This is a genomic window from Bradyrhizobium sp. USDA 3240 (assembly GCF_054063295.1).
In genome coordinates this window covers 2,692,201-2,716,626 of the sequence record NZ_JBSSGD010000002.1, presented here as the reverse complement: position 1 = coordinate 2,716,626, position 24,426 = coordinate 2,692,201, and the positions used below count along the sequence as shown (strand labels likewise).

The 24,426-nt window shown below is 65.1% G+C and carries 23 protein-coding genes; 3 read left to right on the top strand and 20 right to left on the bottom strand.

Going from position 1 to position 24,426, the window contains the following annotated elements:
- Positions 1-62: 62 nt before the first annotated feature.
- Positions 63-1,880, bottom strand: coding sequence for a DNA mismatch repair endonuclease MutL (mutL, locus tag ACVIGA_RS13575; RefSeq protein ID WP_456666772.1), 1,818 nt, complete (start codon positions 1,878-1,880; stop codon positions 63-65).
- A 233-nt stretch (positions 1,881-2,113) separates the two neighbouring features.
- Between mutL and ACVIGA_RS13570 the strand changes: the two genes are divergently transcribed.
- On the top strand, positions 2,114-2,434 hold the full coding sequence (locus ACVIGA_RS13570; RefSeq protein ID WP_342709403.1) for a ribbon-helix-helix domain-containing protein: 321 nt from the start codon (positions 2,114-2,116) through the stop codon (positions 2,432-2,434).
- A 187-nt stretch (positions 2,435-2,621) separates the two neighbouring features.
- On the opposite strand, the gene ACVIGA_RS13565 is transcribed toward ACVIGA_RS13570, so the two are convergent.
- Genes ACVIGA_RS13565 through ACVIGA_RS13550 form a run of 4 tightly spaced genes read right to left on the bottom strand, consistent with a single transcriptional unit; the run spans position 2,622 to position 5,513 of the window.
- Entirely contained in the window at positions 2,622-4,190 is a 1,569-nt protein-coding gene (locus ACVIGA_RS13565) for a GMC family oxidoreductase (RefSeq protein WP_456666771.1), read from the bottom strand.
- Positions 4,191-4,214: 24 nt separating this feature from the next.
- Positions 4,215-4,763 (bottom strand): gluconate 2-dehydrogenase subunit 3 family protein, encoded by a 549-nt coding sequence (locus ACVIGA_RS13560; RefSeq protein WP_173638546.1) that lies wholly within the window; start codon positions 4,761-4,763, stop codon positions 4,215-4,217.
- A 33-nt stretch (positions 4,764-4,796) separates the two neighbouring features.
- On the bottom strand, positions 4,797-5,192 hold the full coding sequence (locus ACVIGA_RS13555) for a VOC family protein (protein ID WP_456666770.1): 396 nt from the start codon (positions 5,190-5,192) through the stop codon (positions 4,797-4,799).
- Positions 5,193-5,513, bottom strand: coding sequence for a c-type cytochrome (locus ACVIGA_RS13550; RefSeq protein WP_456670804.1), 321 nt, complete (start codon positions 5,511-5,513; stop codon positions 5,193-5,195). It lies immediately after the preceding gene.
- A 401-nt stretch (positions 5,514-5,914) separates the two neighbouring features.
- Between ACVIGA_RS13550 and ACVIGA_RS13545 the strand changes: the two genes are divergently transcribed.
- Positions 5,915-6,223 carry a hypothetical protein gene (locus ACVIGA_RS13545; RefSeq protein ID WP_223967169.1) on the top strand — a complete coding sequence of 103 codons (309 nt, stop codon included), beginning with the start codon at positions 5,915-5,917 and terminating at the stop codon, positions 6,221-6,223.
- A 118-nt stretch (positions 6,224-6,341) separates the two neighbouring features.
- Here the strand turns inward: ACVIGA_RS13545 and arfB are convergent, their stop codons facing one another.
- From arfB to ACVIGA_RS13505, 8 genes are all read right to left on the bottom strand, one after another.
- Positions 6,342-6,761, bottom strand: a complete 420-nt coding sequence (gene arfB / locus ACVIGA_RS13540) for an alternative ribosome rescue aminoacyl-tRNA hydrolase ArfB (RefSeq protein WP_375776922.1) — start codon at positions 6,759-6,761, stop codon at positions 6,342-6,344.
- Between the two features lie 211 nt (positions 6,762-6,972).
- Complete coding sequence (locus ACVIGA_RS13535) at positions 6,973-8,283, bottom strand: M16 family metallopeptidase (protein WP_456670803.1); 1,311 nt, start codon at positions 8,281-8,283, stop codon at positions 6,973-6,975.
- Positions 8,284-8,333: 50 nt separating this feature from the next.
- Positions 8,334-9,725, bottom strand: coding sequence for a M16 family metallopeptidase (locus ACVIGA_RS13530; RefSeq protein WP_375776921.1), 1,392 nt, complete (start codon positions 9,723-9,725; stop codon positions 8,334-8,336).
- A gap of 169 nt (positions 9,726-9,894) precedes the next feature.
- Positions 9,895-10,626: a hypothetical protein gene (locus tag ACVIGA_RS13525; protein WP_456666769.1), complete on the bottom strand. Its 732-nt coding sequence runs from the start codon at positions 10,624-10,626 to the stop codon at positions 9,895-9,897.
- A 100-nt stretch (positions 10,627-10,726) separates the two neighbouring features.
- Positions 10,727-11,224, bottom strand: a complete 498-nt coding sequence (lspA, locus tag ACVIGA_RS13520) for a signal peptidase II (protein WP_456666768.1) — start codon at positions 11,222-11,224, stop codon at positions 10,727-10,729.
- A gap of 146 nt (positions 11,225-11,370) precedes the next feature.
- Complete coding sequence (gene ileS / locus ACVIGA_RS13515) at positions 11,371-14,625, bottom strand: isoleucine--tRNA ligase (protein ID WP_456666767.1); 3,255 nt, start codon at positions 14,623-14,625, stop codon at positions 11,371-11,373.
- 212 nt (positions 14,626-14,837) lie between these two features.
- Entirely contained in the window at positions 14,838-15,365 is a 528-nt protein-coding gene (locus tag ACVIGA_RS13510) for a sugar O-acetyltransferase (protein WP_456670802.1), read from the bottom strand.
- Positions 15,366-15,382: 17 nt separating this feature from the next.
- Positions 15,383-16,366 carry a bifunctional riboflavin kinase/FAD synthetase gene (locus ACVIGA_RS13505; RefSeq protein ID WP_375776919.1) on the bottom strand — a complete coding sequence of 328 codons (984 nt, stop codon included), beginning with the start codon at positions 16,364-16,366 and terminating at the stop codon, positions 15,383-15,385.
- 214 nt (positions 16,367-16,580) lie between these two features.
- Between ACVIGA_RS13505 and ACVIGA_RS13500 the strand changes: the two genes are divergently transcribed.
- The gene (locus ACVIGA_RS13500) at positions 16,581-16,976 is read left to right on the top strand and encodes a response regulator (RefSeq protein ID WP_016844467.1); all 396 of its coding nucleotides are present in this window, start codon (positions 16,581-16,583) and stop codon (positions 16,974-16,976) included.
- Between the two features lie 265 nt (positions 16,977-17,241).
- On the opposite strand, the gene ACVIGA_RS13495 is transcribed toward ACVIGA_RS13500, so the two are convergent.
- The 7 genes from ACVIGA_RS13495 to uvrC all read right to left on the bottom strand — a co-directional run bounded on the left by ACVIGA_RS13495 (position 17,242) and on the right by uvrC (position 24,306).
- The gene (locus tag ACVIGA_RS13495; RefSeq protein ID WP_456666766.1) at positions 17,242-18,096 is read right to left on the bottom strand and encodes a TIGR01459 family HAD-type hydrolase; all 855 of its coding nucleotides are present in this window, start codon (positions 18,094-18,096) and stop codon (positions 17,242-17,244) included.
- 15 nt (positions 18,097-18,111) lie between these two features.
- Entirely contained in the window at positions 18,112-19,524 is a 1,413-nt protein-coding gene (locus ACVIGA_RS13490) for an EAL domain-containing protein (RefSeq protein WP_456666765.1), read from the bottom strand.
- Between the two features lie 177 nt (positions 19,525-19,701).
- The gene (prmB, locus tag ACVIGA_RS13485) at positions 19,702-20,685 is read right to left on the bottom strand and encodes a 50S ribosomal protein L3 N(5)-glutamine methyltransferase (RefSeq protein WP_456666764.1); all 984 of its coding nucleotides are present in this window, start codon (positions 20,683-20,685) and stop codon (positions 19,702-19,704) included.
- Entirely contained in the window at positions 20,685-21,152 is a 468-nt protein-coding gene (locus tag ACVIGA_RS13480) for a molybdenum cofactor biosynthesis protein MoaE (RefSeq protein ID WP_456666763.1), read from the bottom strand. The genes prmB and ACVIGA_RS13480 overlap by 1 nt, the downstream gene beginning before the upstream one ends.
- Before the next feature lie 8 nt (positions 21,153-21,160).
- Entirely contained in the window at positions 21,161-21,412 is a 252-nt protein-coding gene (moaD, locus tag ACVIGA_RS13475) for a molybdopterin converting factor subunit 1 (protein ID WP_173638532.1), read from the bottom strand.
- Positions 21,409-22,023 carry a CDP-diacylglycerol--glycerol-3-phosphate 3-phosphatidyltransferase gene (gene pgsA / locus ACVIGA_RS13470; RefSeq protein ID WP_223967181.1) on the bottom strand — a complete coding sequence of 205 codons (615 nt, stop codon included), beginning with the start codon at positions 22,021-22,023 and terminating at the stop codon, positions 21,409-21,411. The genes moaD and pgsA overlap by 4 nt, the downstream gene beginning before the upstream one ends.
- A 192-nt stretch (positions 22,024-22,215) precedes the next feature.
- Complete coding sequence (gene uvrC, locus ACVIGA_RS13465; protein ID WP_456666762.1) at positions 22,216-24,306, bottom strand: excinuclease ABC subunit UvrC; 2,091 nt, start codon at positions 24,304-24,306, stop codon at positions 22,216-22,218.
- Positions 24,307-24,426: the final 120 nt, after the last annotated feature.

The window sequence follows — 24,426 nt, the reverse complement described above, 5'->3', positions numbered from 1 at the left end:
GTTCGATCACAACAGCCGCGGCGTACTAGATCGCCCGGTCAAGCCGGGCGATGACAGTTGCCTCACCGCCGCCCGAACAGCTTCTCGATATCGCTCAGCTTCAACTCGACATAGGTCGGCCGGCCGTGGTTGCACTGTCCGGAGTTCGGCGTGTCTTCCATCTCGCGCAGCAGCGCGTTCATCTCTTCCGGCTTGAGGCGTCTCCCGGCGCGGACCGAGCCGTGGCAGGCCATGGTGGCGGCGACGTGCATCAGCCGGCGCTCCAGCGGCAGCGCTTCGTCCCACTCGGCCATGTGCTCGGCGAGGTCGCGCAGCAGCCCGGCGGCATTGGCCTTGCCGAGCAGCGAGGGCGTCTCGCGCACAGCGACCGCGCCGGGACCGAAGGACTCGATCGCGAGCCCGAACGACGCCAGCTCCTCGGCGCGATCGAGCAGTTTTTCGACGGTCGCCTCATCGAGCTCGACGATTTCCGGGATCAAGAGGATCTGCCGCTGCACGCCGTTCTTCGCCAGCGAGGCCTTCAGCCTCTCGTAGACAATCCGCTCATGCGCGGCGTGCTGGTCCACCACGATCAGGCCATCGCGGGTCTGCGAGACGATGTAGGTCTCGTGGATCTGGGTGCGCGCGGCGCCGAGCGGCCGGTCGAGCATGTCGGGCGCGGGCGCAGCCTCGAAGCGGACATCGGCGGTCGGCGCGCCGACGTCGAAGGCGGCCTGTCCGGGCTCGGCGAAAGCGGGCGCCGCCGCGCCGTCGAAAGCGCGCATTGGACCAGCCGGATAGGACGGCGAGCTGCGCCAGTCCCAATTGCCCGGGCGTGGTGACGTGAAGGCGGGGCGGAACGCGGAGAGCGTCGCGCCGTCGGCGGTGTTGGCCGCGGTGCGTCTGCCCTCGCGCGCGAGGCCCTCCTTCAGCGCGTGCACGATCAGCGCGCGCACCAGACCGGCGTTGCGGAAGCGCACCTCGGTCTTGGCCGGATGCACATTGGCGTCGACCTCTTGCGGGTCGCAGGTCACGAACAGCGCCACGACGGGATGGCGGTCGCGCGGCAGATAGTCGGAATAGGCCGCGCGCACGGCGCCGAGGATCAGCTTGTCGCGCACCGGGCGGCCGTTGACGAACAGGTACTGCCCGAGCGCATTGGCGCGGGTCAGCGAGGGGGCGGCGGCAAAGCCCTCGACCACGACGCCCTCGCGTTCGGCCCGCACCTCGATCGCCGAGCTACGAAAGTCCGCGCCCAGGATATCGCCGAGCCGCGTCAGCCGGCCGGCCGCGCCGGGCAGCGCAGCAGCCCAGGTCACCGGCGCGCGCTCTTCGCCGGCCAAGGTGAAGGCGATGTCGGGCCGCGCCATACCGAGGCGCCGCACCACCTCGCGGATCGCCTCCGCCTCGGTGCGATCGGTCTTGAGGAATTTCAGCCGTGCCGGCGTTGCGTAGAACAGTTCGTTGACCTCGACACGGGTACCCTGGCCGAGCGCGGCCGGCATGACCTCCGACTTCTCGCCGCCTTCGACCGACAGCGACCAGGCATGCGGCTCGCTGGCATGACGCGTGGTGATGCCGAGCTTTGCAACGGCACCGATCGACGGCAGCGCCTCGCCGCGGAACCCGAGCGTGCGGATGCGCAAGAGGTCTTCGTCGTCGAGCTTGGAGGTGGCGTGGCGGTCGACCGCGAGCGCGAGATCGGTGCGCGTCATGCCGCCGCCGTCGTCGGTGATGCCGATCCGGCGCCGCCCGCCGCCATCGGTGAAAACATCGATCCGGCTCGCGCCGGCGTCGATCGCGTTCTCGACCAGTTCCTTGACCACGCTCGCAGGACGTTCGACCACTTCGCCGGCGGCGATGCGGTTGACGAGCTGTTCGGGAAGCTGGCGGACGGGCATGGATTGAACGTTGGAAAAAGCGATTCGAGGCTTGCCGTTACTATAAGTCACCGCCCCGGTAAATGCATGGGAGCGCTGCGGCCATCGGCTGCGCGTTGGGGATGATTCCGGCCTATCGCCTTGAAGACGCTCGTCTTCGGCGCCCGGCCCGTTACGCCCTACGTCGCGATTGTGGGGCCGCACGCACAGGTATATCGTTTAGAAAAATTATAAGTTCTCGCCGGAGGAACGCCATGTGCCATCTTTTCGCGCACCAGCCGCAGCGTGACTATGAATCGCAGACCCGATCGCTGCGGATCGACGGCCATTGCACCTCGATTCGGCTGGAAATGTCGTTCTGGGATACGCTGGAGGAGATCGCGGCCAAGGAAGGCATGAGCCTGGCCAAGTTCCTCACCACCTTGCATAACGAAGTGCTCGACCATCATGGCGAGGTGAACAATTTCGCGTCGCTGCTGCGCTGCTCTTGCCTGATCTACCGCGCCAGGGCGAATGCGCCGGCGGTCGTTTCGGATTATCGCGAGACGGCGGCGATCATGGACGCCGCGGAATAGCGTCGCGCCAACCCATCACACAGGAAGAAAAGCGGCCTTGTCCAGTTGGGCAAGGCCGCTTCAGTGAGAGGGGAATTGGATTTTCTTGCTAGAGCTTCGGTTCTGTTGAATCAGAACCGAAGCTCCAGCTTCTTGCTTCGACGCGTTTTCTTCACGCGAACCGGTGCCCACTTCGCTCGAAAACGCTCTAGATCTCCTTGCGCTGCATCGCGCCGGCGATGTGGTCGGCCTGCCGGATCGCCAGCGATACGATCGTCAGCGTCGGATTGCACGCCGCGCCTGATGTGAACTGGCTGCCGTCGGAGACGAACAGGTTCTTGATGTCGTGGCTCTGGCCGAACTTGTTGACCACGCCGTCGCGCGGCTTCTCGCTCATCCGGTTGGTGCCCATATTGTGGGTCGAGGGATAGGGCGGCGTCGGATAGGTCACGGTGGCGCCGACCGCCTCATAGACCGCGGAGCCCTGCTTGTAGGCGTGATCGCGCATCGCGACGTCGTTCGGATGATCGTCGAAATGCACGCTCGCGACCGCCATGCCGAACTTGTCCTTGATCTTCGGATCCAGCGTGATGCGGTTGGTCTCCTGCGGCATGTCCTCGCCGACCAGCCACATGCCGGCCATCCGCGGATAGCCCTCGATCGCGCTGGTGAAGCTGCGGCCCCAGGCGCCGGGATTGAGGAACGCCGCCATGAAGGGCAGGCCGAGCGACAGCGTCTCCATCTCGTAGCCGCCGACGAAGCCACGGTTCGGATTGTTCTTGGCCTCGTCGCGGATGATGCCGGCCATCGTGGTGCCGCGATACATGTGCACGGATTTCTCGAAGCTCGCATACACGCTGCCGGTCATGTGCCGCATGTAGTTGCGGCCGACCTGGCCCGATGAATTGGCGAGCCCGTCCGGGAACATGCTGGAGGCACTGTTGAGCAGTAGCCGCGGGCTCTCGATCGAGTTGCCGGCGACCGCAACCACGCGGGCCTTCTGACGCTGCATCGCGCCGGTCGCATCGGCATAGACCACGCCGGTCACCTTGCCGGACGGGTCGTGCTCGATCTTGATCACCATGCTGCCGGGACGCACTTCGAGATTGCCGGTGGCTTCGCCCTTGGGGATCTCGGTGTAGAGCGTCGACCATTTGGCGCCCGACTTGCAGCCCTGGAAACAGAAGCCGATCTGCTGGCAGGAGCCGCGGCCGTCGCGCGGCTCGCTGTTGATCGCCATCCGCCCGGTGTGCACCTCCTTGTAGCCGAGCTTCTTTGCGCCGGCCTCCATCACCTTGAAGTTGTTGTTGCCGGGAAGCCCGGGAATGCCGTTGGTACGGGTGACGCCCATCTTGTCCTCGGCCTTGGCGTACCACGGCTCCATCTCGGCGAGCGTGATCGGCCAGTCCAGCAGGTTGGCGCCGGGGATGCCGCCATAGGCCGACTTGACCTTGAACTCATGCTCGTCGAAACGCAGCGAGGCGCCGGCCCAATGCGTGGTCGAGCCGCCGACCGCCTTCACGATCCAGGCCGGCAGGCCCGGAAAATCCTGGTGGACGCGCCAACTGCCCGACGTCGAGCGCGCGTCGGACCAGGCCAGCTGCGTGAAGCTGTCCCATTCATCGTTGATGAAGTCCTGGTTCTCGATGCGCGGTCCGGCTTCCAGGATCACGACCTTGACGCCCTTCTGCGCCAGTTCATTGCCGAGCGTTCCGCCGCCGGCACCGGAGCCGACGATCACGACAACGCCGCTGTCATTCAGATCGAATTTTGCCATTGTTTCCTCCTTGACGTTGTCCGTTCAAGCCTTCGGCAGCCAGTCGATGTCGGCGAAGCCGCGCTTGATGTAGCCGCCATGCTCGGCGGAGGAGCCCTCGTAGCCGAACCGCGGCCAGACCTCCTTGTTGTTGTAGAGCGAGACGATGAGGTCGCCGCGGATCTTCTGGAAGAACGCGCTCTGCTCGATCTGCTGCAGCAGCGCGACGCGATCGTTCTCCCAGGCGACCTGGACATAAGGCATCTTGTGGCGATCGTTGGCCGCCTGATCGAGCCGGGCGATGCCCTCATTGATCAGCGATTTGACCGCCGGATCCTTGGCGGCCTTGTCGTCCCACGGCTTCACTGCGGTGATGTAGTAGCTGTCGCCGAGGAAATCGTGCGGATAGATGTCGCGCGCCACCTTCAGCAGCGTCTTCATCGTGGCCGGCGTCAGCGTGCCGGCCTCGTCGGCCCACGCATCGGTGATGCCGAGCCCCGTGGATGTCGCGATCGCGACTGCGGGCGCGGTGACGGCCGCGCCTTTGAGAAACACACGCCGGTCATATTTGCTGCGTCGATCGATTTCTCTCATGGGTTTCCTCCGTGGACATTTTTTGTAATTGGATTAGCCGAAGCGCCCCCCGCGCTGGATCACCTCGATCTTGTAGCCGTCGGGATCCGAGACGAAGAAGAAGCGCGCCAGCGTCTTGCCGTCATGCTTGAAGTCGCGCAGCGGCCCGGGCGACAGTTGCTCGTTCTCGAAGCGCGCGTGTTCGGCATCGACGTCATCGACGATGACGGCGAGGTGGCCGTAGCCGTCGCCGAGCGTGTAGGGTTCCTTGCGGTCGAAGTTGACGGTGAGCTCGACCTCGAACGGCGAGGAGGGATGGCGCAGATAGATCAGCGCGAAATCGCCAAATCTCAGATTGTCCGCGATCTCGAGCCCGAACGCGCGGTGATAGAAGTCGAGCGCCTTGGCCTCGTCGAACACGCGGATCATCGAATGCACGGGTTTCGCCATTCAGTTCAGCTCCTTCAGATAGGCGATGATCATGGCGCGGGTTTCCGGTTTGGCCTGCCGGTAGGCCATCACGGCGCCGGGGATCACCTGTTGTGGATCGGTCAGCCAGGCATCGAGCCTGGCATCGTCCCAGACGAAATCCGCCTTGGCGAAGCCCCCGGAATATTTGAAGCCGTCAGCCTGGCCGGCATGGCGGCCGACGATCTTGTAGAGCGACGGCCCTTGCCGGACCGGGTCCGAGGTGTTGGTGGTATGGCAGGTCGCGCATTGCTGCTTGAACAGCGTCGCCCCATCGGGCGGCTTGGCGGCAGGCAGCGGCATTTGTGCAGCCGTCATTTGCACTGCAAACATCGCGCCGCAAAATCCCAGCGCCAACGTCAACCTCGCGCCCAGCTTTGTCATATACATCACCGCCCCTGTGCAGTGACTGTAAGAGGCTGAATTCGGCCGTTGGTAGTAGCGGGCTGTTTCACGGCAGAACAAAACAGCAGAACAAAGCTGGGCGGTGTTCTGGCGCGGAACCGATGGCTGCCGCATATGCGGACGACAAATCCGCAAAATGACCGCGAAATCCCTGCACGATGACCACACGCCGCCGCTTGCATTGCGCGTGCGCCGTTTGCGGAAAATTCAATCTCGCACGATGGGGTTCAGGGTCGGCGCTGCAAACGGCGCACACCTGCGCCGCTCCGTCCATCGTCAATCAAGTCCTGGAGAAATGGATGACGTTTGCAAAAACCAGCGTGCTCGCCCTTGCCATCTCGGCCGCAATCGCCGGTCCCGTCCTGGCGCAGGGCGCGGCTACGCCGGATACCCAGCTTCGCGGCGGCGCACAGGGCCGAGGGTCCGTGCAGCAGGGCGGCGGCATGTCCGGCAGCGGCGATGAGGAAATGGCGGCGCAGCCGACTTCGCCGACGCCAAAGAGCGGCACCAGCGCCAAGTCGGGCAACAAGGGAACGGTCGGCAGCGGCCACGCGACACCGAAGTCGAGCGGCGGTTCCGAGATGGCGCCCGCAACCAAGAAGTACTGATCCACGATGATCGGATCCCGGATGCAGCGCCGCGCGTGCGCTGCGTCCGGTGCTCTAGATTCTAGTTTTGACGCGTTTTCTTCACGCGAACCGGGTATCCACTTCGCTCGAAAACGCTCTAGTCGTCGAAACGTTGACTGCCGCGGCCGGCCTTGATGTCGCTGCGGCGTTTCTTGCCTTCGAGCCGGCGCTTCTTGGAGCCGAGCGTCGGCCTGGTCGGCCGCCGCGGTGTCGGCCGCACCATCGCCTCCTTCAGCATCTCGAACAGCCGCTCGATCGCGTCGGCGCGATTGCGCTCCTGGGTGCGGAAGCGGAAGGCCTGGATCACGATCACGCCGTCCTTGGTCATGCGGCTGCCGGCAAGCCGCGCCAGCCGCTGCGCCGCGTCCGGCGGCAGCGCGATCTTGGTCGTGTCGAAGCGAAGCTGGGCCGCGGTCGAGACCTTGTTGACATTCTGCCCGCCCGGACCGGAGGCACGGACAAAGACGATCTCAATGTCGTTCTCGTCGATCGTAAGGTCGCGGGACAGCCGCAGCATGACATCACCGTGGAGGGAAGAATCGGCGGCCGCAGGATAGCGGGTTTGCGGTGGGTGTGCTTGGGCGGCGTTGATGCAGCGCTTGTGACGTCTGCGGTCGGAGCCCCTGGCTCACCCCTCTCCCCCAACCCTCCCCCTTGTGGGGGAGGGTTGGGGAGAGGGGTGGCCACAACGGTGGTGTGTATGAAGGAGCTACGCGCGCCGAACCGCGTCAGTTCGCCTTCGGCGGCGCCGATGCCGGCTGCGCGGCGGCTTGCGGGGCGCGGCCGACGATCACGGTGAGCAGGCCGTTGCCCCACAGCCGCTTGGAGACCCGCTTGACGTCGTCGAGCGTCACCGCATCGACGATGGCGCTGCGCTTCTCGATGTAATCGATCGGCAGCTTGTCGAGCTGGTATTGCAGCATCGCCTGCGCGAGCTTGGAGGAGGTGTCGAGCGCCAGCATCTGCGAGCCCTTCAGATAGGACTTCGCCTCGTCGAGCTCCTGCTGCGTCGGACCTTGCTCCGCGATGCGGCGGATCTCGGCCTCGATCGCATCGACGGTCTCGCCGGCGCGGTCGGCGCGGGTGCCGGTGTTGCCGATGAACAGCGCGGAGTGGTCCATCCAGAGCAGCGCCTCATAGATCGAATAGGCCAGCCCGCGCTTCTCGCGCACTTCCTTGTAGAGCCGCGACGACAGCCCGCCGCCGCCGAGAATGTGGTTCACCACATAGCCGGCCATGAAATCCGGGTCGTGCCTGTTGATGCCGGGGCCGCCGAAGGTGACGACGGTCTGCGGCACGTCGAGCGGGACGAAGGCACGCTGCGGCGGCTTGGTCGCCACGACGTCGGGGATCGCTGTCAATTCGGCCTTGGCCGGCAGGCCGCCGAAGGTCTTGTCCAGCAGCTTGCCGAGCGTATCGGGATCGACGTCGCCGACCACGGCGATGCGCAGCGTGTCCTTGGCGATGATGCGGCGGACATAGTCCTTCAGATCGGCAATCTCGACGGTCGGCACGCTCTCGAGCGTGCCGGTCGCCGCCCTGGCATAGGGGTGATCGCCGAAGGCGAGCTCGAGGAACTTGCGGCCGGACAGCGAGGACGGATTGGTCGATTCGCGGCGCAGGTTCGAGATCACCTGGGCGCGGATGCGTTCGACGTCCTTGGGCTCGAACCGCGGCGAGGTCAGCGCCATCCGCAGCAGGTCGTAGGCTTCGTCCTTGTTGTCCTTGAGCATGCGCAGCGAGCCGCGGAACTGATCGCGGTTGGACTGGAAACTGAGCTCGATGGCGCGGCGCTCGAGCCGCTCATGATAGGTCTTGGAATCGAGATCGCCGGAGCCCTCGTCGAGCAGGTCGGCGACCAGATTGCCGACGCCGGGCTTGCCGGGCGGATCCTGGCCGGCGCCGCCGCCGAAGGAATACTCCATCGCGATCAGCGGCACGGTGGCGTCCTGCACGAACCACGCCTCGATGCCGCCGGGCGACACCAGCCGCTGGATCTTGGCCGCGGCCTGCGAGGGCACTGACGTCAGCGTCAGCATCGCGGCGCAGGCGCCGCCGATCAGCGCCGCACGTCGGGTGATGGAATAGCTCACGAGCGCTTCTCCTCGCGTTTCGGCGCAGTATCCTTGATCAGATAGCCGGTCACCGACCGCTTCTTGTCGAGCCAGGTCGCCGCAGCAGCGCGCACCTGTTCGGCGGTGACGGCGCGAATGCGGTCCGGCCAGCTCCTGATGTCGTCGATGCTGAGCCCGGTGGTGAGCGCGCCGCCATACCAGCGCGCCAGCGTCGCCTGGTTGTCCTGGGCGTAGATCGCCTCCGCGATCAGCTGGGTCTTGACCCGTTCCAGATCCTCGGCGCGCGCGGGGTTCTGCGCGAGATCGGCGATCACCTTGTCGATCGCGTCCTCGATCTGGGCGAACTCGACGCCGGCCTTGGGCGTCACCGCGATCGAGAATTGCGACGGATCGAGCGCGGTGCCCTGATAGCCGGCACCGGCCGAGATCGCGAGGCCCTTGTCGATCACCAGCGAGCGATAGAGGTAGGAGTTGGCGCCGCCGCCCATCAATTGCGCCAGCACATCGAGCGCCTGGCTCTCGCCGGCCGCCGCCGTGGTCGCCGACGGCACCAGATAGTAGCGGCGCAGGTTCGGTTGTTCGACGCGCGGATCCGACAGCGTCACGGTGCGCGGCGCGGCCGGGGTCGGCTCCTGCGGCCGGACCCGCTTCTCGGCGATCGCACGTTGCGCCGGGATCGGGCCGAAATTCTTCTCGACCAGCGGGCGGATGTCCTTGACGTCGACGTCGCCGGCGATGACCAGGATCGCGTTGTTCGGCGCGTAGAAGCGGCGGTAGAATGCGAGCGCATCCTCGCGGTCGAGCTTCTCGATTTCCTGGTGCCAGCCGATCACCGGCCGGCCGTAGGGATGGTTGAGATAGAGCGCGGCCATGATCTGCTCGGTGAGCCTTGCATCCGGGTTGTTGGCAACCCGCATGTTGAACTCCTCGAGCACGACGTCGCGCTCGGGCAGCACATTCTCATCCTTCAGGATCAGGCCGGTCATGCGGTCGGCCTCGAACTCCATCATGGTGGGCAGCTGCTCGCGCGGCACGCGCTGGAAATAGCCGGTGTAGTCGTTGGAGGTGAAGGCGTTCTCGTTGCCGCCGACGCGCAGCACGGTCTGCGAGAACTCGCCGGCCGGGTGCTTGGCGGTGCCCTTGAACATCAGATGCTCGAGGAAATGCGCGAGACCCGATTTGCCGGGCGTCTCGTCGGCGGAGCCGACCTTGTACCAGATCATCTGCGTCACGACCGGCGTGCGGTGATCGGGGATCACGACGACCTGCAGGCCGTTGTCGAGCGTGAAGCTCGCAGGGCGTTCCGAGGTGACGGTGGTCTGGGCGCGGAGGCCAGTGCCCGACAGCGGGATGGTGGAAACAAACGCGGCAGCGAACAGGGCAATCGATCGGCGTGAGGGCATCATGGTCCTTGTGGAAGCCTGAACAGACGGCCGGGCATGAAAGACGCCATCGTACACGGTGCAGTCCGTGCCAGTCGTCACGAAGCGGAGAGACGGATGTCCCCCCGCATTAAGCTTTGCTCATGTCAGCCTTCGCCCAAACAGGCCAAGCTTCGCCCAAGCAGGCCAAGCGTCACTGGATCGGTTTTCCGGTCATGATGTCGTACTGGCCCTCGTTCACCTTCGGCTTCATCGGGCCTGTGCCATAGTCAAAGCCCGAGGACGGCGTCTGGTAGCCCGGAGGGGGCTCGGTCAGGGATTCGCGCGTCGGCTCGCCCGGGAACGGCTTGGCCTCGCTGCTGTTCCCCTTGAAGATGCCGAGCAGACCACCGCTGTAGCCGAGCTGGCTCGGCATCAGCGACGGATTGGTGTTGGTGCCCGGCTGGAGCGGCTCCCTGCGGCCCTCGGTGGCCGTCTGTTGCTTGCGGCCCGCCTCGATCTCGGCCGGCGTCAACGCCACCGCTGACTGCCACGGCTCCTTCTTGACTTCCTTCTTGCGCGCAGCGATCGCAGCCTTGCGCGCCGCGATGTCAGGGTCCTTCGGCCAGTTCGGCGCGTTGACCTGGGCGGCTTTAGCAGGCGGCGGCAGGTCGAGCTTCGGCGGCACCACCAGCGGCGAGCGCTCGCGATAGTCGATGCCCTTGCTGGCGGCGCTCTTGGCGCCGAGCCCGGTCATCAGATTGTCGATGATCCGCTCTTCGAAGGTCAGGCCGTCGTCGCCGTCATCTTCATCGTCGCCGGCACGCACCGGGCCGGCCGTCATGACGAGGCCGATCCCGGCCGCAACGAACGCCAGACGCAGGCCGCGCAGCAGCGGCAGCCGGGACGTCTCGATCAGGTAACCGCGGACTTTGGTGTTGCGCATCGCGCTATTCCCATCTCAAAATTCACCAAAGCGATCACTGGCTTAGCGCTCAGTTCCGCTAGGTGCAGGTCGGCCGCCGACCGGCTCATATCGGCCGGGATCAGGGCGCTTTTACGGCGGGGGTCCCCATGACGGAATCATACAATAGGGCCGCCACGCCAGCAACGATCGCCACATCGGCGAGGTTGAATACGTACCAATTGAAGGTTTTTCCCCCGATCTCGACATGAAACAGGGCAAAATCGACCACCGCGCCATAGGCGAAGCGGTCGATCCCGTTCCCGATCGCACCGCCGATGATCAGGCCGAGCGACACCGTCGCCAGCCAGGTGCGCGACCGCGCCATCCAGATCGCCAGCGCGATCACGGCGGCGGCCTTGATCGCCATCAGCAGGATCTGGGCCGCCGGGCTCTCGCTCTGAAGCCAGCCGAAGCTGATGCCGGGATTCCAGGCGAGCACCAGGTCGAAGAACGGCGTCACCTCGACCGCGCCGCGATGGGCGATGCCGAAGACGAAGAGCAGCCAGAGCTTGGAGGCCTGGTCGGCGATCAGGGTGATGACCGCCGCCAGCACACCGGCGCGAACGGGAGGGGTCATTGCCAGCCCACCAAAGGTGTCGTCCCGGCGAAGGCCGGGACCCATACGCCGTGCCGGGCATTGTTTGAATGACTCGGGGTCATCACCTTCGTCCATTCGAGACAGCGGTGGTTATGGGTCCCGGCCTTCGCCGGGACGACGGACAGTTAGGAGATGCTGACCCCCAGCGCCTTCCACTCGCGCAGCGCTTGCGCGTCGCGCGGCGAGACGTCGGGATAGTCGGGATCCTCGCCGATATCAGGCAGGATCTTCCACGAGCGCGCGCATTTGGTGCCGACCGCTTTCTCGACCACCACGGCGACGCCGGGCACGGCATCGAGGCGGAAGGCATTGGCCGGCGCCTCGCCCTCGCGCACCTCGTAGTTCGAGGTGATGCAGACCTCGGCGAGATCGATGTCGAACAGCGTCGCCAGCATCTCGCGGTCCGTGATGTAGATCACCGGCGAGGCCTCGAGCGACGAGCCGATCCGCTTGGCGGCGCGCTCGAGCTCGAGCGCACCGGTGACGACGCGGCGAACGTTGCGGATCGTCTCCCACTTCGCGGCGAGGGCGTCGTCGCGGAACTGCTCGAGACCTTCGGGGAACAGCGTGAGGTGCACCGAGGGCTCGGCGTTCGGCCGGTACATCCGCCAGGCTTCGTCGGTGGTGAAGCTCAGGATCGGCGCCAGCCATTTCAGGATCGCGTCGCACAGCAGGTCGATCGTGGTCAGCGCCGCCTTGCGCGCCACCGAGGACGGCGGGTCGCAATACAGCGTGTCCTTGCGGATGTCGAAGTAGAACGCCGACAGCTCGGAGTTCATGAAGGCCGCGAGCGTTGCGACCACGGTCTTGTAGTCGAACGCCGCATAGGCCCTGCGGATGGTCTCGGTGTGGCCGGCCAGTTCGTGCAGCATCAGCCGCTCGAGCTCGGGGATCTCGGCGAAGGAGACCTTCTCGCTCGGCTTGAAGTGATGCAGCGTGCCGAGCATCCAGCGGACCGAGTTGCGCAGCTTGCGATAGGTCTCGATGGTGTTCTTCAGGATCTCCGGGCCGATGCGCTGGTCGTCGGCGTAGTCGGTGGCGCAGACCCACAGGCGCAGGATATCCGCGCCGGAATCCTTGATCACCTTCTGCGGCTCGACCGTGTTGCCGAGCGACTTCGACATCTTGCGGCCGTTCTCGTCGAGCGTGAAGCCGTGGGTCAGCACGATGTCATAAGGCGCGCGGCCGCGCGTGCCGGCGCTCTCCAGCAGCGACGAGTGGAACCAGCCGCGATGCTGGTCAGAACCCTCGAGATACATCACGGTGTCATTGCCGCCATCGATCTTGCGAACGATGTTGCCGAGCTGCGGGAAGTTCTGGCGGTCTTCCAGCACGAAGGCGTGCGTGGAGCCGGAATCGAACCAGACGTCGCAGATGTCGTCGACCTTCTTCCAGTTCTCCGACGCGCGGCTGCCGAGGAAGCGCTCGCGGGCGCCGTCCATGTACCAGGCGTCGGCGCCTTCCTCCATGAACGCCTCGGTGATGCGCTGGTTGACGACCTCGTCCTGCAGGATCTCGGCCGAGCCGTCGCTGTTCTCACGCACGAACACGGCGATCGGCACGCCCCAGGCGCGCTGGCGCGAGATCACCCAGTCCGGGCGGTTGGCGATCATGCCGTTGATGCGATTCTCGCCGGCCGGCGGCACCCATTGCGTGACCGAGATCGCCTGCAGCGCGCGGGCGCGCAGCGTGTCGCCCGGCTTCGCTACCATCTCAACCGTAGTGCGTTCGGTTGGTGAAGACTGAAGCCCCATGAGGTTCGTGGAGCTAGCTGAGAATTCTCTATCAAGGGTTCGGTGCCGTCCGAGCTTCACGACTGGCCGGAGGATGTCCTTGTCCATCGCGATGAACCATTGCGGCGTGTTACGGAAGATCACCGGCTTCTTGGAGCGCCAGGAATGCGGATACTGGTGCTTGAGGCGGCCTTTTGCGACTAACATTCCTGCCACAGTGAGCGCTGCTATTACTGCCCCATTAGCATCGCCCTTCTCGCCCTTGTCATTGATGACACGCTTTCCCTCGAAGCCTGGTGCGGCCGGAGTGAGGGCGCCATTCTCGTCGACAGTGTAGGGGATGGTGGTGCTGATTCCGCGGTTTTCTAGCTCGCGTCCATTAGCCATCCAGACATCGAAGTCCTCGCGGCCGTGGCCCGGGGCGGTGTGCACAAAGCCGGTACCGGCGTCATCAGTGACATGGTCGCCTTCCAGGAGCGGTACGTCAAAATCGTAGCCCATACCTCGCAGTGGATGAGCGCAAACCAGCCGCCCCAGCAATGCACCGTCGACGTTAAACGAATCGAAAACGTTTGGCGCAAACCGCGCAGCTGCCTGAAATGGAAGGCTGAGATTCGAGGCCACCAGTAAAGAACCCGGACCAAATTTCTCGATATGCGCTTTCCTAGCAGCATTTATTTCCAGGCGCGCAGTCTCGTATTGCTCAGGCGTGACGCCAGTGTCTTTGGCCGCCGCTTCAAGGTCTTTTGGTCGTTTTATTTGATCTCCCGGAACGAGCAGGGTGTACGACAGCTTTCCCGAATAGGCGATTGCTCGATTTCCGGGCAATGTCCAAGGAGTCGTCGTCCAGATTACAATCGAAGCATTCCGCCATGCTCGAGCAAGCCGTGAGGCTTCCTCAGGCGAGACGCCAATTCCCAGTACTGGGAACCTGCTTTTCGTCGCGATGACCGGGAATTTCACCCACACAGTATCGGAGGTGTAGTCCTCGTACTCGACCTCGGCTTCGGCCAGCGCGGTCTTCTCGACCACGCTCCACATTACGGGCTTGGAGCCGCGATACAGCGTGCCGTTGGCGGCGAACTTCATCAGCTCGCGGGCGATCCGCGCCTCGGCCGGATAGCTCATCGTCTCGTAGGGGTGGTCCCAGTCGCCGATGATGCCGAGCCGCTTGAACTCCTCGCGCTGCACGTTGATCCAGTGCGTCGCATAGGCGCGGCATTCCCTGCGGAACGCGACCATCGCGGAGGAGTCGCGGAAGTCGGGCTTCTGCTTGCCCTTGGAGCGGTAGTTCTCCTCCTCGATCTTCCATTCGATCGGCAGGCCGTGGCAATCCCAGCCCGGCACGTAGTTGGAGTCGAAGCCGAGCATCTGCTGGCTCTTGGTCACGACGTCCTTGAGGATCTTGTTCAGCGCGTGGCCGATATGGATGTTGCCGTTGGCATAGGGTGGGCCGTCATGCAGCACGAATTTGGCGCGGCCCTCGGCTTCCCGGCGGAGCCTGTCGTAGAGGCCGATCTCGTTCCAGTATTTCAGGATTTCCGGCTCGCGCCGGGGCAGGCCGGCGCGCATCGGGAATTCCGTCTGCGGCAGGTAAAGGGTCTTGGAATAGTCGTTGGAGTCGGTCTTTTGCGGCTTGTCGGACATAAAAGCTCTGATTTGGCAGGTGCGGGCGCGGAAACGCGATCAATCGCGGGTGAAACGACGAAGTCCCGGTCTTGCGCCGAGCCTTCAAGCTCAGGCGGAAGCCGGGCCGCTAATCCGTATGATGCGCCGCGAAAACATGGGTTTTCCATAGCAGCCAAGCGGGGAAATCGCAAAGCCCCCGCCGCCGGCAAATCCGGCCCCGCCGGGCCGCCCTAGGCCTGCCGCGGCCGGGCCGGATTTCCGGCCACGGTCGCGCCGGGGGCGACGTCTCGCGTCACCACGCTGCCGGCCCCGACCAGGGCGCCGTCGCCGATCGAGACGCCGGGCAGGATGATGGCACCGCCGCCGATCCAGACGTCGCTGCCGATCCGGATCGGGCGGCCGAATTCAAGCCCGGCGCGCCGGGTCGCGGCGTCGCGCGGATGGTCGGCGGTATAGATCTGCACCGCGGGTCCGATCTGGGTGCGATCGCCGATCGTGACTTCGACGACGTCGAGGATGACGCAATTGAAGTTGAGGAACACGCCGTCGCCGAGGCTGATATTGCTGCCGTAATCGCAGAAGAACGGCGGGCGGATCACGGCGTCCTTGCCGACCTTGCGGAAGCGTGCGGAGAGCAGCGCGTGCAGCTCGGCCGCGGACGATGCGCCTGACGCGTTGTAGCGCGCCATCCAATGTTCCGCCGCGGTATGGTCGGCGGCGAGCTCGGCATCCGGGCGATAGAGTTCGCCCGCCAGCATCTTCTCTTTCTCTGTCTTCAACCAATCACTCCGAGCTGCGGGAACGCGTCCGGCGCTGCGGCCAATGCCGCGCGCGCCTTGGCGCTGTCGTCATCCATCTGGCGTATCAACGCCTCGATGGTGTCGAATTTCAGCTCTTCGCGAATGAAACTGATGAAGGCGACATCGAGCACCGTGTCGTAGAGATCGCCCTTGAAGTCGAACAGGAAGACTTCGAGCAGCGGTGCGCCGTTGTCGAAGGTCGGGCGGCGTCCGAAGCTGGCGACGCCGTTGAACCGCACCTTGTCGTTTCCGTGAGCCTTGCCGACCCGCACTGCGTAGATGCCGTGCTTCAAGCCGCAATGCTTGTCGAGGCGGATGTTGGCCGTGGGGTAACCGAGGTCGCGGCCGCGCTTCTCGCCGTGGATCACCTTGCCGGTCGCAAACCACGGCCCGCCCAGCATCGTGGTGGCATCGTCGACCTGGCCTTCGGCGAGCGCCATGCGGATCGCGCTGGAGGAGACCGGCCGCTCCTCAATGTCGACATGGGCCTGCACGTCGACCTCGATGCCGAGCCGCGGCGCTTCGCTGACCAAGAGGCTCGGCGAGCCGACCCGGCCCTTGCCGAAATGAAAGTCGTAGCCGACCGCAATCCCGCTGATGCCGAGCCGGCCGATCAGATCGTGGTGAATGAAGTCCTGTGCGGTGGTGCCGGCGCGCGCCTTGTCGAAGGTCATCACGACGGCGCCGGCAAGCCCGGTGGCCGCGAGCAGCCGCAGCTTGTTGGTCTCGTCCGTGAGACGGAATTGCGGGGTGTTCGGGCTGAAGAAACTGCGCGGATGCGGTTCGAAGGTCACGGCGAGCGCAGGCACGCCATGCGTCTTGCCCATCGCCAGCGCCGCGCCGATCACGGCGCGGTGACCGAGGTGGACGCCGTCGAAATTTCCCATCGCGACCACGGCGCCCTTCGGAATTGCGCTTTCGGGCGTGTTGTCGCGGATAACGGTAAAGCCGGTGCTCATGTCAGGTATTCTTCAAGGATTCTTAAGCATGATTGGTGCGGGCCGGACCGTGACGCGGCGGCGGCGTGGAAGTCAAGCATAGCGAAAATCGCGTCAAATCCGTAACAATCCGGATTCAGCCGGTTAACGCGCTGTTTAACGCCTGCTGTTAGTCGTTGGCGGAAAGCTGCGTTTGTGCAGAAGCCAAGTTGCGTCAGTGGTTTTGGGGGAAAAGATGGCGGTTGATTTGTCCATGCCGGTTCTGGTGGTTGATGATTACAGCACCATGATCCGCATCATCCGGAATCTTCTCAAGCAGCTTGGATTCGAGAATATCGACGATGCCTCCGACGGCTCTGCGGCGCTCAACAAGATGCGCGGCAAGAAGTATGGCCTGGTGATTTCCGACTGGAATATGGAGCCGATGACCGGCTACGACCTGCTCAAGGAAGTCCGCGCCGATCCCAATCTCGCGACCACGCCCTTCATCATGATCACGGCGGAATCCAAGACCGAGAACGTGATCGCGGCCAAGAAGGCCGGCGTGAACAACTACATCGTCAAGCCGTTCAACGCGGCGACGCTGAAGACCAAGATCGAAGCGGTCTTCCCGGACATGGCGACCGCGTAAGCGCCCGTCCATCGCACCACGATTCATCCTCATCTCATTGCGCGTCAGCGAATGACCAGCGCCGCCTCACCGTCACCCCCGCGCAACGGCAAAGCCTTTGCGCGGGGATGACGGGACTGAAGCATTGCATAATTTCGGAATATTAGAAGAATATCCCTGAGTTGCCCGACGTGTCAAGTCGGCTGGCCGACCGTCGGCCGCCGCCGGCTACTTTGTATGGGGTTGTTTTCGATATTTTGGCAGCGCGCCCCTGCGGGGCTGCCCGCTACCACTTCAGCTCGCGCATCAGCGCCCGCGGCGGATGGCCGAACAGTTCCTTGATCGAGGCCGCATCGAGCTGCTCGATGCCCTCGAACTGCTCGGAATGGATGCCGCGGGTGACGAACAGGAGATCGATGCCGAAGCCATGGGCGCCGGTGAGGTCGGTGCGCACGGAATCGCCGATCGCGAGCACGCGGCTGAGATCGGTCGGCCGCCCACGGCGCTCAGTGGCCAGCGCCATGGCGCGCTCGTAGATCGGCCGGTGCGGCTTGCCGTAGAAGACCGACTCGCCGCCGAGCTCGCGATAAAGCTCGGCAACCGCGCCGGCGCAATAGATCAGCCGGTCGCCGCGCTCGACCACGATGTCCGGATTGGCGCAGACCAGCGTCAGCTTGCGTTCGAGCGCCTTCAGCAGCGTGTCGCGATAATCCTCGGCGGATTCGGTCTCGTCGTCGAACAGGCCGGTGCAGATGATGTAGTCGGCCTGCTCCAGCGGCACCAAGGTGGCGTCGAGGCCGCGATGGATCGAGCTGTCGCGCTCCGGGCCGATCCAGAATATTTTCTGACCGGGATGATCGGCGACGAAGTGGCGCGTCAGGTCGCCCGAGGAGACGATCGCATCATAGGTCTCGTCGGCGACGCCGAGCTTGCGCAGCTGGCGCTGCACGGAATCGGCCGGCCGCGGCGCGTTGGTGATCAGGATGACGGTGCCGCCCTGCTGGCGGAACGTGTGCAGCGCCTCGCATGCCTCAGGAAAGGATTCGAGCCCGTTGTGCACGACGCCCCAGATGTCCGACAGCACGACGTCGACGTCGCCAGTGAGGTCGCGCAGCCGCTCCACGAAACGCAACGATGTCATGATGCGAACTGCCGGTCAGTTGGGCCCGAGCGCGCGGCGCGCCAGCGCGGCGCTGCCGGTTGTGCGCGGTGGCGCTGCGGGGCTGGAGACGGGTGCGGAAGTGCCGGCGCCATTGAGGTCCTGGGGCTTGGTCTGCGGAGCTTCGGCGGTAGCAGATGCCCCCTCCGGCCGCAACGGTCGCGGCGGGGCGAACAGGAAGCCCTGGCCGAACCGGACATCGTAGTCGAGCAGGTCGACCACCGAGCGCTCGCCCTCGATCCGTTCGGCGATCAGGTCGATGCCGAAGCGGCCGAGCAGGTCGGACAGATCGGAGGGATCGATATCGGTGGTTGCGCTCTGCCTGGCGTCGAGCAGCAGCGCGGCCGGCACCTTGATGAAGCGGACACCGCGGTCGGCGAGCTCGCGCGGCTCGAGGCGGAGGTCGCTGACGTGATCGATCGAGAACCGGTAGCCGCGCTGCGACAGCGCCGCGAGATTCTCGCTTTCAACCGGGCCAAGATTGCGGAACGTCGCCTGCTTGAACTCGAGCACGAAGGAGGGCGCCAGCGCGCGGTTGGCATCGAGGAAGTCGAGACACTGGGTGAAGTGCTGCGGGCTTGCCAGTGTCGCGGCCGAGACGTTGCAGAACACGCCGACATCCTTGCTGCGGATCATCAGGCGGCGCAGCACCTGGACGCAGCGAAGCATCACCATGTGGTCGATGCGGCCGATCAGGCCGCCGACCTCGGCCGCCTCGATGAAATCGTCGGCGGCAAGCACCTGGTCGCGCTCGTCGCGCAGCCGCGTCACCGCCTCGTAGTAGCGCACCTTGCGCTGCGGCAGCGTCACCATCGGCTGCAGGTAGATGTCGAGGCGATTCTCGTCGATGGCGTGCCCGATCGCGCCGATGAGCTGGGTCTGGCTGCGTGAGATCGGCGATGGGGGCGCAGCAGGCGGCGGAGGCGCAAACACGACGGTCGGAGCCGGCGGGACCGGTTGCAGCAGATCGTCGCGCGGCGCGGCGACCGGTTGCGTCAGGGGCGCTGCCGCCAGCAAATCCTCATGATGGGCGACCGACGCCGCGAGCTGCCGCACCAGGCCGCCAAGCTCGTTGATCTCGCCGGCCATGCCCTGGATCCGGTCGGCGCCGGTGGAGTTCGCCGAGGCGACGCGCCCTTCGACTGCGGCCAGCCGGCGGCCGAATTCGGCGACCTGGCGGGCGAGGTCGGCGGTGCCGCGCGACAGATCCGCGATCTGGCCGCCGACATCGCTGCGGTCGCGGAGCCGCATCGACACGGCATTGTAGAGGATCAGGCAGGTGAGGGCGGTGAGCGCCACGATCGCCGATTCCGATCCGCTGATGCCCGCCACCGAATACAGGACGAAGCCGAGCGAGGCTGCGACCAGCACCATGCAGATGGCGATGAAGATCGTCGAAATGCGAATCATGTCGCGCGCCCGCGCCCTCTCTCCGAACGTCCCCGGAGCGCAAGCTTAGCACCATTGTTGATTCGACGGGCCAGCGATCTTCCGAACCGGCTGGAACTGCACACGATTTTCGCTTCGTCTTGGTCGGCTTCGAAGCCGCCGCTCCGTAATAGACCGGAGCCGGCCGCGGCGTGCCGGTCAGAGGTCGGCGGCAGCGATCCAGAACACCTCGCCCTCGGAGTCCTCGGTGTCGAGCCAGAGCAGCGGCAGGTTGGGATAGGCGGCCTCGAGATTGTCGCGGCCGCGGCCGATCTCGCAGAGCAGCCCGCCTTGCGGGGTCAGGTGCCGCTTGGCCTCATCGAGCAGGCGGCGGACGATGTCGAGCCCATCGGCGCCGCCGTCGAACGCGATCTTCGGCTCGGCCCGGCACTCGCGCGGCAGTGCGGCCATGCCCTCGGCATCGACGTAGGGCGGGTTCGAAATGATGAGATCGTAGCTGACGTCGCCGAGCGGCTTGAACAGGTCGCCGCGATGGAGCATCAGGCGGTCGTCGAGGCCGTGGTCGGCGACGTTGCGCGCGGCGACGTCGAGCGCATCCTTTGAAATATCGACCGCGTCGACCGCAGCGTTGGCGAAATGCCGGGCGGCCAGAATCGCAAGGCAGCCGGAGCCGGTGCAGAGGTCGAGCACGCGTTCGACGTCGGCGGGATCGCCGATCAGCGAGGTGCCGTCCTCGTCGCCGCCGAAATGCGAATCCAGCAATTCGCCGATGAAGGAGCGCGGCACGATGGTGCGTTCGTCGACATAGAACGGCAGGCCGCGCATGTAGACCTTGTTGACGAGATAGGCGGCCGGCTTTCGCGTCGCGATCCGCCGCTCGATCAGGTCGAGGATCTGCTTGCCTTCGGCAATCGTGACACGCGCGTTCGCGAAGCTCTCGAACTGATCGGGATGCAAATGCAGCGTCTCGGAGATCAGGAACGCCGCCTCGGCCACCGGATCGGTGGTGCCATGCGCGAACACAAGCTTGGCCGCGTTGAAGCGGCTGACCGCGTAGCGCAGGAAATCGAACAGGGTGTGAAGCTCGCCGGCGCCGACCTTCGGTGCTTTCTTGGGCGCTTCCTTGGGCGTTTTCGGCGCGGCGGGGCTGCGCCCGGCCGGCACTTTGCTGCGCTTGGCCATCAGGATTTGGTCCAGCGCGCGGCGGCCGCGTCGTCATGGCCCTGCGCCTCGATCCAGTTCGTGCCGCGTGCGCTTTCCTCACGCTTCCAGAACGGTGCGTTGGTCTTGAGATAGTCCATCAGGAACTCGGCTGCCTCGAACGCGGCCTGCCGGTGCGCCGAGGCGGTCACGACCAGCACGATGTTCTCGCCCGGTGCGATGCGGCCGAAGCGATGGATGATGGTGAGGCCCTGCAACGGCCAGCGCGCCAGCGCCTCGTCGGCATGGCGCGCAATCTCGGCCTCCGCCATGCCAGGGTAATGTTCGAGCGTCAGTGCGGCGATCGGCTCGCCCTGCTCGCTGCCGCGGCAGATGCCGCTGAAGCTGACGACCGCGCCGACATCGGTGCGGCCCTTGCTTAAGGCCGCGATCTCCTGCGCGACGTCGAAGTCGGCTTGCTGGATCCGGATGGTCGCTGTCATCGTCATGACGAGACTTAGCCGCCGGTCATCGGCGGAAAGAATGCGATCTCGCGCGCGCCGGAGATCACAGCGTCCGGTTTGACATGGGCGTGGTCGATCGCCGCGCGGATCACGGTGGGCTTTTCGAAGGCATGGGCGTAGCCGTCGTCGCGCGCGGCCAGCCAGCCGATCAGCTCGCCGACCGTGCGCACCTCGGCCGGCGGCTCGACGATCTCTTCGGCCTTGCCGATGCGCTCGCGCACCCAGGCGAAATATTTCAGCTTCATCCCTCATCCTCCTTGATGAGGTGATGGATGCCGGCACGGAAGTAGTCCCAGCCGGTGTAGATCGTGAAGATCGCCGACATCCAGAGCAGCACGATGCCGATCAGGGTGGTCGCCGGGAGGACCTGCTCGCCGGCCTCGCCCGCGATCAGGAAGCCTATCGCCACCAGCTGGATCGTGGTCTTCCATTTCGCAAGCTTGGTGACGGGTACGCTGACCCGCAGGCCCGCGAGATATTCGCGCAGGCCCGAGACCAGGATCTCGCGGCACAGGATCACGATCGCCGCCCACAGCGTCCAGCCATGGATCGAGTTGTCGGCGGCCAGCATCAAGAGGCTGGAGGCGACCAGGAGCTTGTCGGCGATCGGGTCGAGCATCCGGCCGAAAGCGGACTGCTGGTCCCACATGCGCGCGTAATAGCCGTCGAGATAGTCGGTGATACCCGCCGCAATGAACACGGCCAGCGCCACCCAGCGCAGCCACAACGGGCCGTCCAGGATCGACTGCCAGTAGACACAGCCGATCACCACCGGGATCGCGGCGATCCGGGCGTAGGTGAGGATATTCGGGAGGGACATAGTCTTGCCCTGTCCCCGGGTCGTCGCGATGTTCATCCGTTCTACCAATACCGCTGAAGCGAGAAGGTCAACCGTGCGGGCGCCAGAGCGCGGCGAGATTAGGTTGATTAGTCACGGCCCCTTAGTCCCTTGTTTATGCATGATCTTTTCAGAACGTTGCTTGCCACTTTTCCGCATCATGCCCTAGATGCCCTGTCGCAGGCGACGTCCTGATGACTCGCCTTTGGTTTAACCCGGCTGGGCGTGGAAAAACTCGAAAATCTTGCGGGCACTCTCGGCGCTGACGCCGGGAACCTTGCCGAGGTCGGCGATCGAGGCCCGCTCGATCTCCTTGAGCGTTCCGAAGTGGTGCAGCAAGGCACGTTTGCGCGACGGGCCGATGCCCGGGATCTCCTGCAAGCCGGCCTCGCGGATGTCCTTTTTGCGCAGCTTGCGGTGCGATCCGATCACGAAGCGATGGGCCTCGTCGCGCAGCCGCTGGATGAAATAGAGCACCGGGTCGCGCGGCTCGAGCTTGATGGCCTCGCTGTCCGGCATGAACAGGGTTTCCCGCCCCGCATCGCGCTCCGGCCCCTTCGCCACCGCCATCAGCGAGACCTGGGTCAGCCCGAGGTTTTCAAAAATCTGCCGGACCGCGTTGAGCTGGCCGCGGCCGCCGTCGATGATGACGAGATCGGGCCATTGCGGGAACGACTCGTCGTCCGCCTTGTCCTTTGCTTTGGCAGCCTCGCCCTCCGGCGGCTTCAGCAGCCGCTTGAAGCGGCGCTCCAGCACCTCGCGCATCATCCCGTAATCGTCGCCGGGCGTCAGCCCTTCCGACTTGATGTTGAATTTGCGGTACTGGTTCTTCATGAACCCGTCGGGCCCGGCCACGATCATCGCACCGACTGCGTTGGTGCCCTGGATGTGGCTGTTGTCGTAGACCTCGATGCGCTTCGGCGTATGCGGCAGGCCGAGCGTCGTGACCATGCCCTCCAGCAGCCGGCTTTGCGTTGCGGTATCGGCGAGCTTGCGGCCGAGCGCCTCGCGCGCGTTGGTGAGCGCGTGGCCGATCAATTCCTTCTTCTCGCCGCGCTTGGGCACGGAAACCTCGACCTTGGATCCGGCCTTCACCGACAGCGCGTCGGCGAGCAACGTGCTTTCCTCGATCTCGTGCGACAGCAGGATCAGCTTCGGCGGCGGCTTGTCGTCGTAGAACTGCGCGAGGAATGAGGACAGCACTTCCTCGGGCGTGAAGGTCTTCTCCGCGCGCGGGAAATAGGCGCGGTTGCCCCAGTTCTGGCCGGTGCGGAAGAAGAACACCTCGACGCAGGAATAGCCGCCTTCCTGGTGGATCGCGAACACATCGGCCTCTTCGACCGTGCGCGGGTTGATGCCCTGCTGCGACTGGATCGCCGACAGCGCCGCGAGGCGGTCGCGGTACAGCGCTGCGGTCTCGAACTCGAGCTCGCCGGAGGCCTTCTCCATCTCGGCCGCGAGCAATTGCTTCACGGCGTGGCTGCGGCCGGAGAGGAATTCGGTCGCCTCGCGCACCAGTTCGGTATAGCCGGGAAAATCGATCTCGCGCGTGCAGGGGCCGGCGCAGCGCTTGATCTGATAGAGCAGGCAGGGCCGGCTGCGGCTTTCGAAGAAGCCGTCGGTGCAGGAGCGGATCAGGAACGCGCGCTGCAGCGCCGTGATGGTGCGGTTGACGGCGCCTGCATTGGCGAACGGGCCGAAATAGCGTCCCGGCCGCGACTGCGCGCCGCGATGCTTGAGGATCTGCGGCGCCCAGTGATCGCCCGATATCAAAATATACGGAAACGATTTGTCATCGCGCAGCTGCACATTGAAACGCGGCCGGAGCTGCTTGATCAGATTGGCTTCGAGCAGCAGCGCCTCGGTCTCGGTCATGGTCGAGACGATCTCGACATGCGTGGTCGCCGCGATCATGCGCAGGATGCGCGCCGGTAGCGGCGCGTTGGCCCGCGCATAGGACGACAGCCGCTTTTTGACGTTCTTCGCCTTGCCGACATAGAGGACGTCGTTGGCGGCGTTGAGCATGCGGTAGACGCCGGGCGAGGTCGGGGCGAGGCGGACCGCGTTCTCGATCGCCTCATGCCCGATCGAGAGCGTCCCCTCGGCAACCGTCTCGGTGGTGTCCTCCGACACCTCGGGCAGACGTGCCTCGTCGTCCTCCTCAGTGGCGGAGCTTTCGGGATCGAGGTCGCTCGTGTCGAGCGTCAGGTCGTCCTGCGGCAGATCGGACTTTGAACTGCGCCGTGGCTTGAGATCAGCCTTGGGGGCCGGCGTCGGGCGCTCGGGAGAATCGTGAACCATGGGCCGTAAATTAAGCGCTTGGGCGACCGCTCGCCAGCGTTGGCGACGCAGGAAAAACAACCCCGATTGCAGGACGTTACCGGCCCAGCGCGGCCGCCGGGGCGGGTCGGTAACACATTG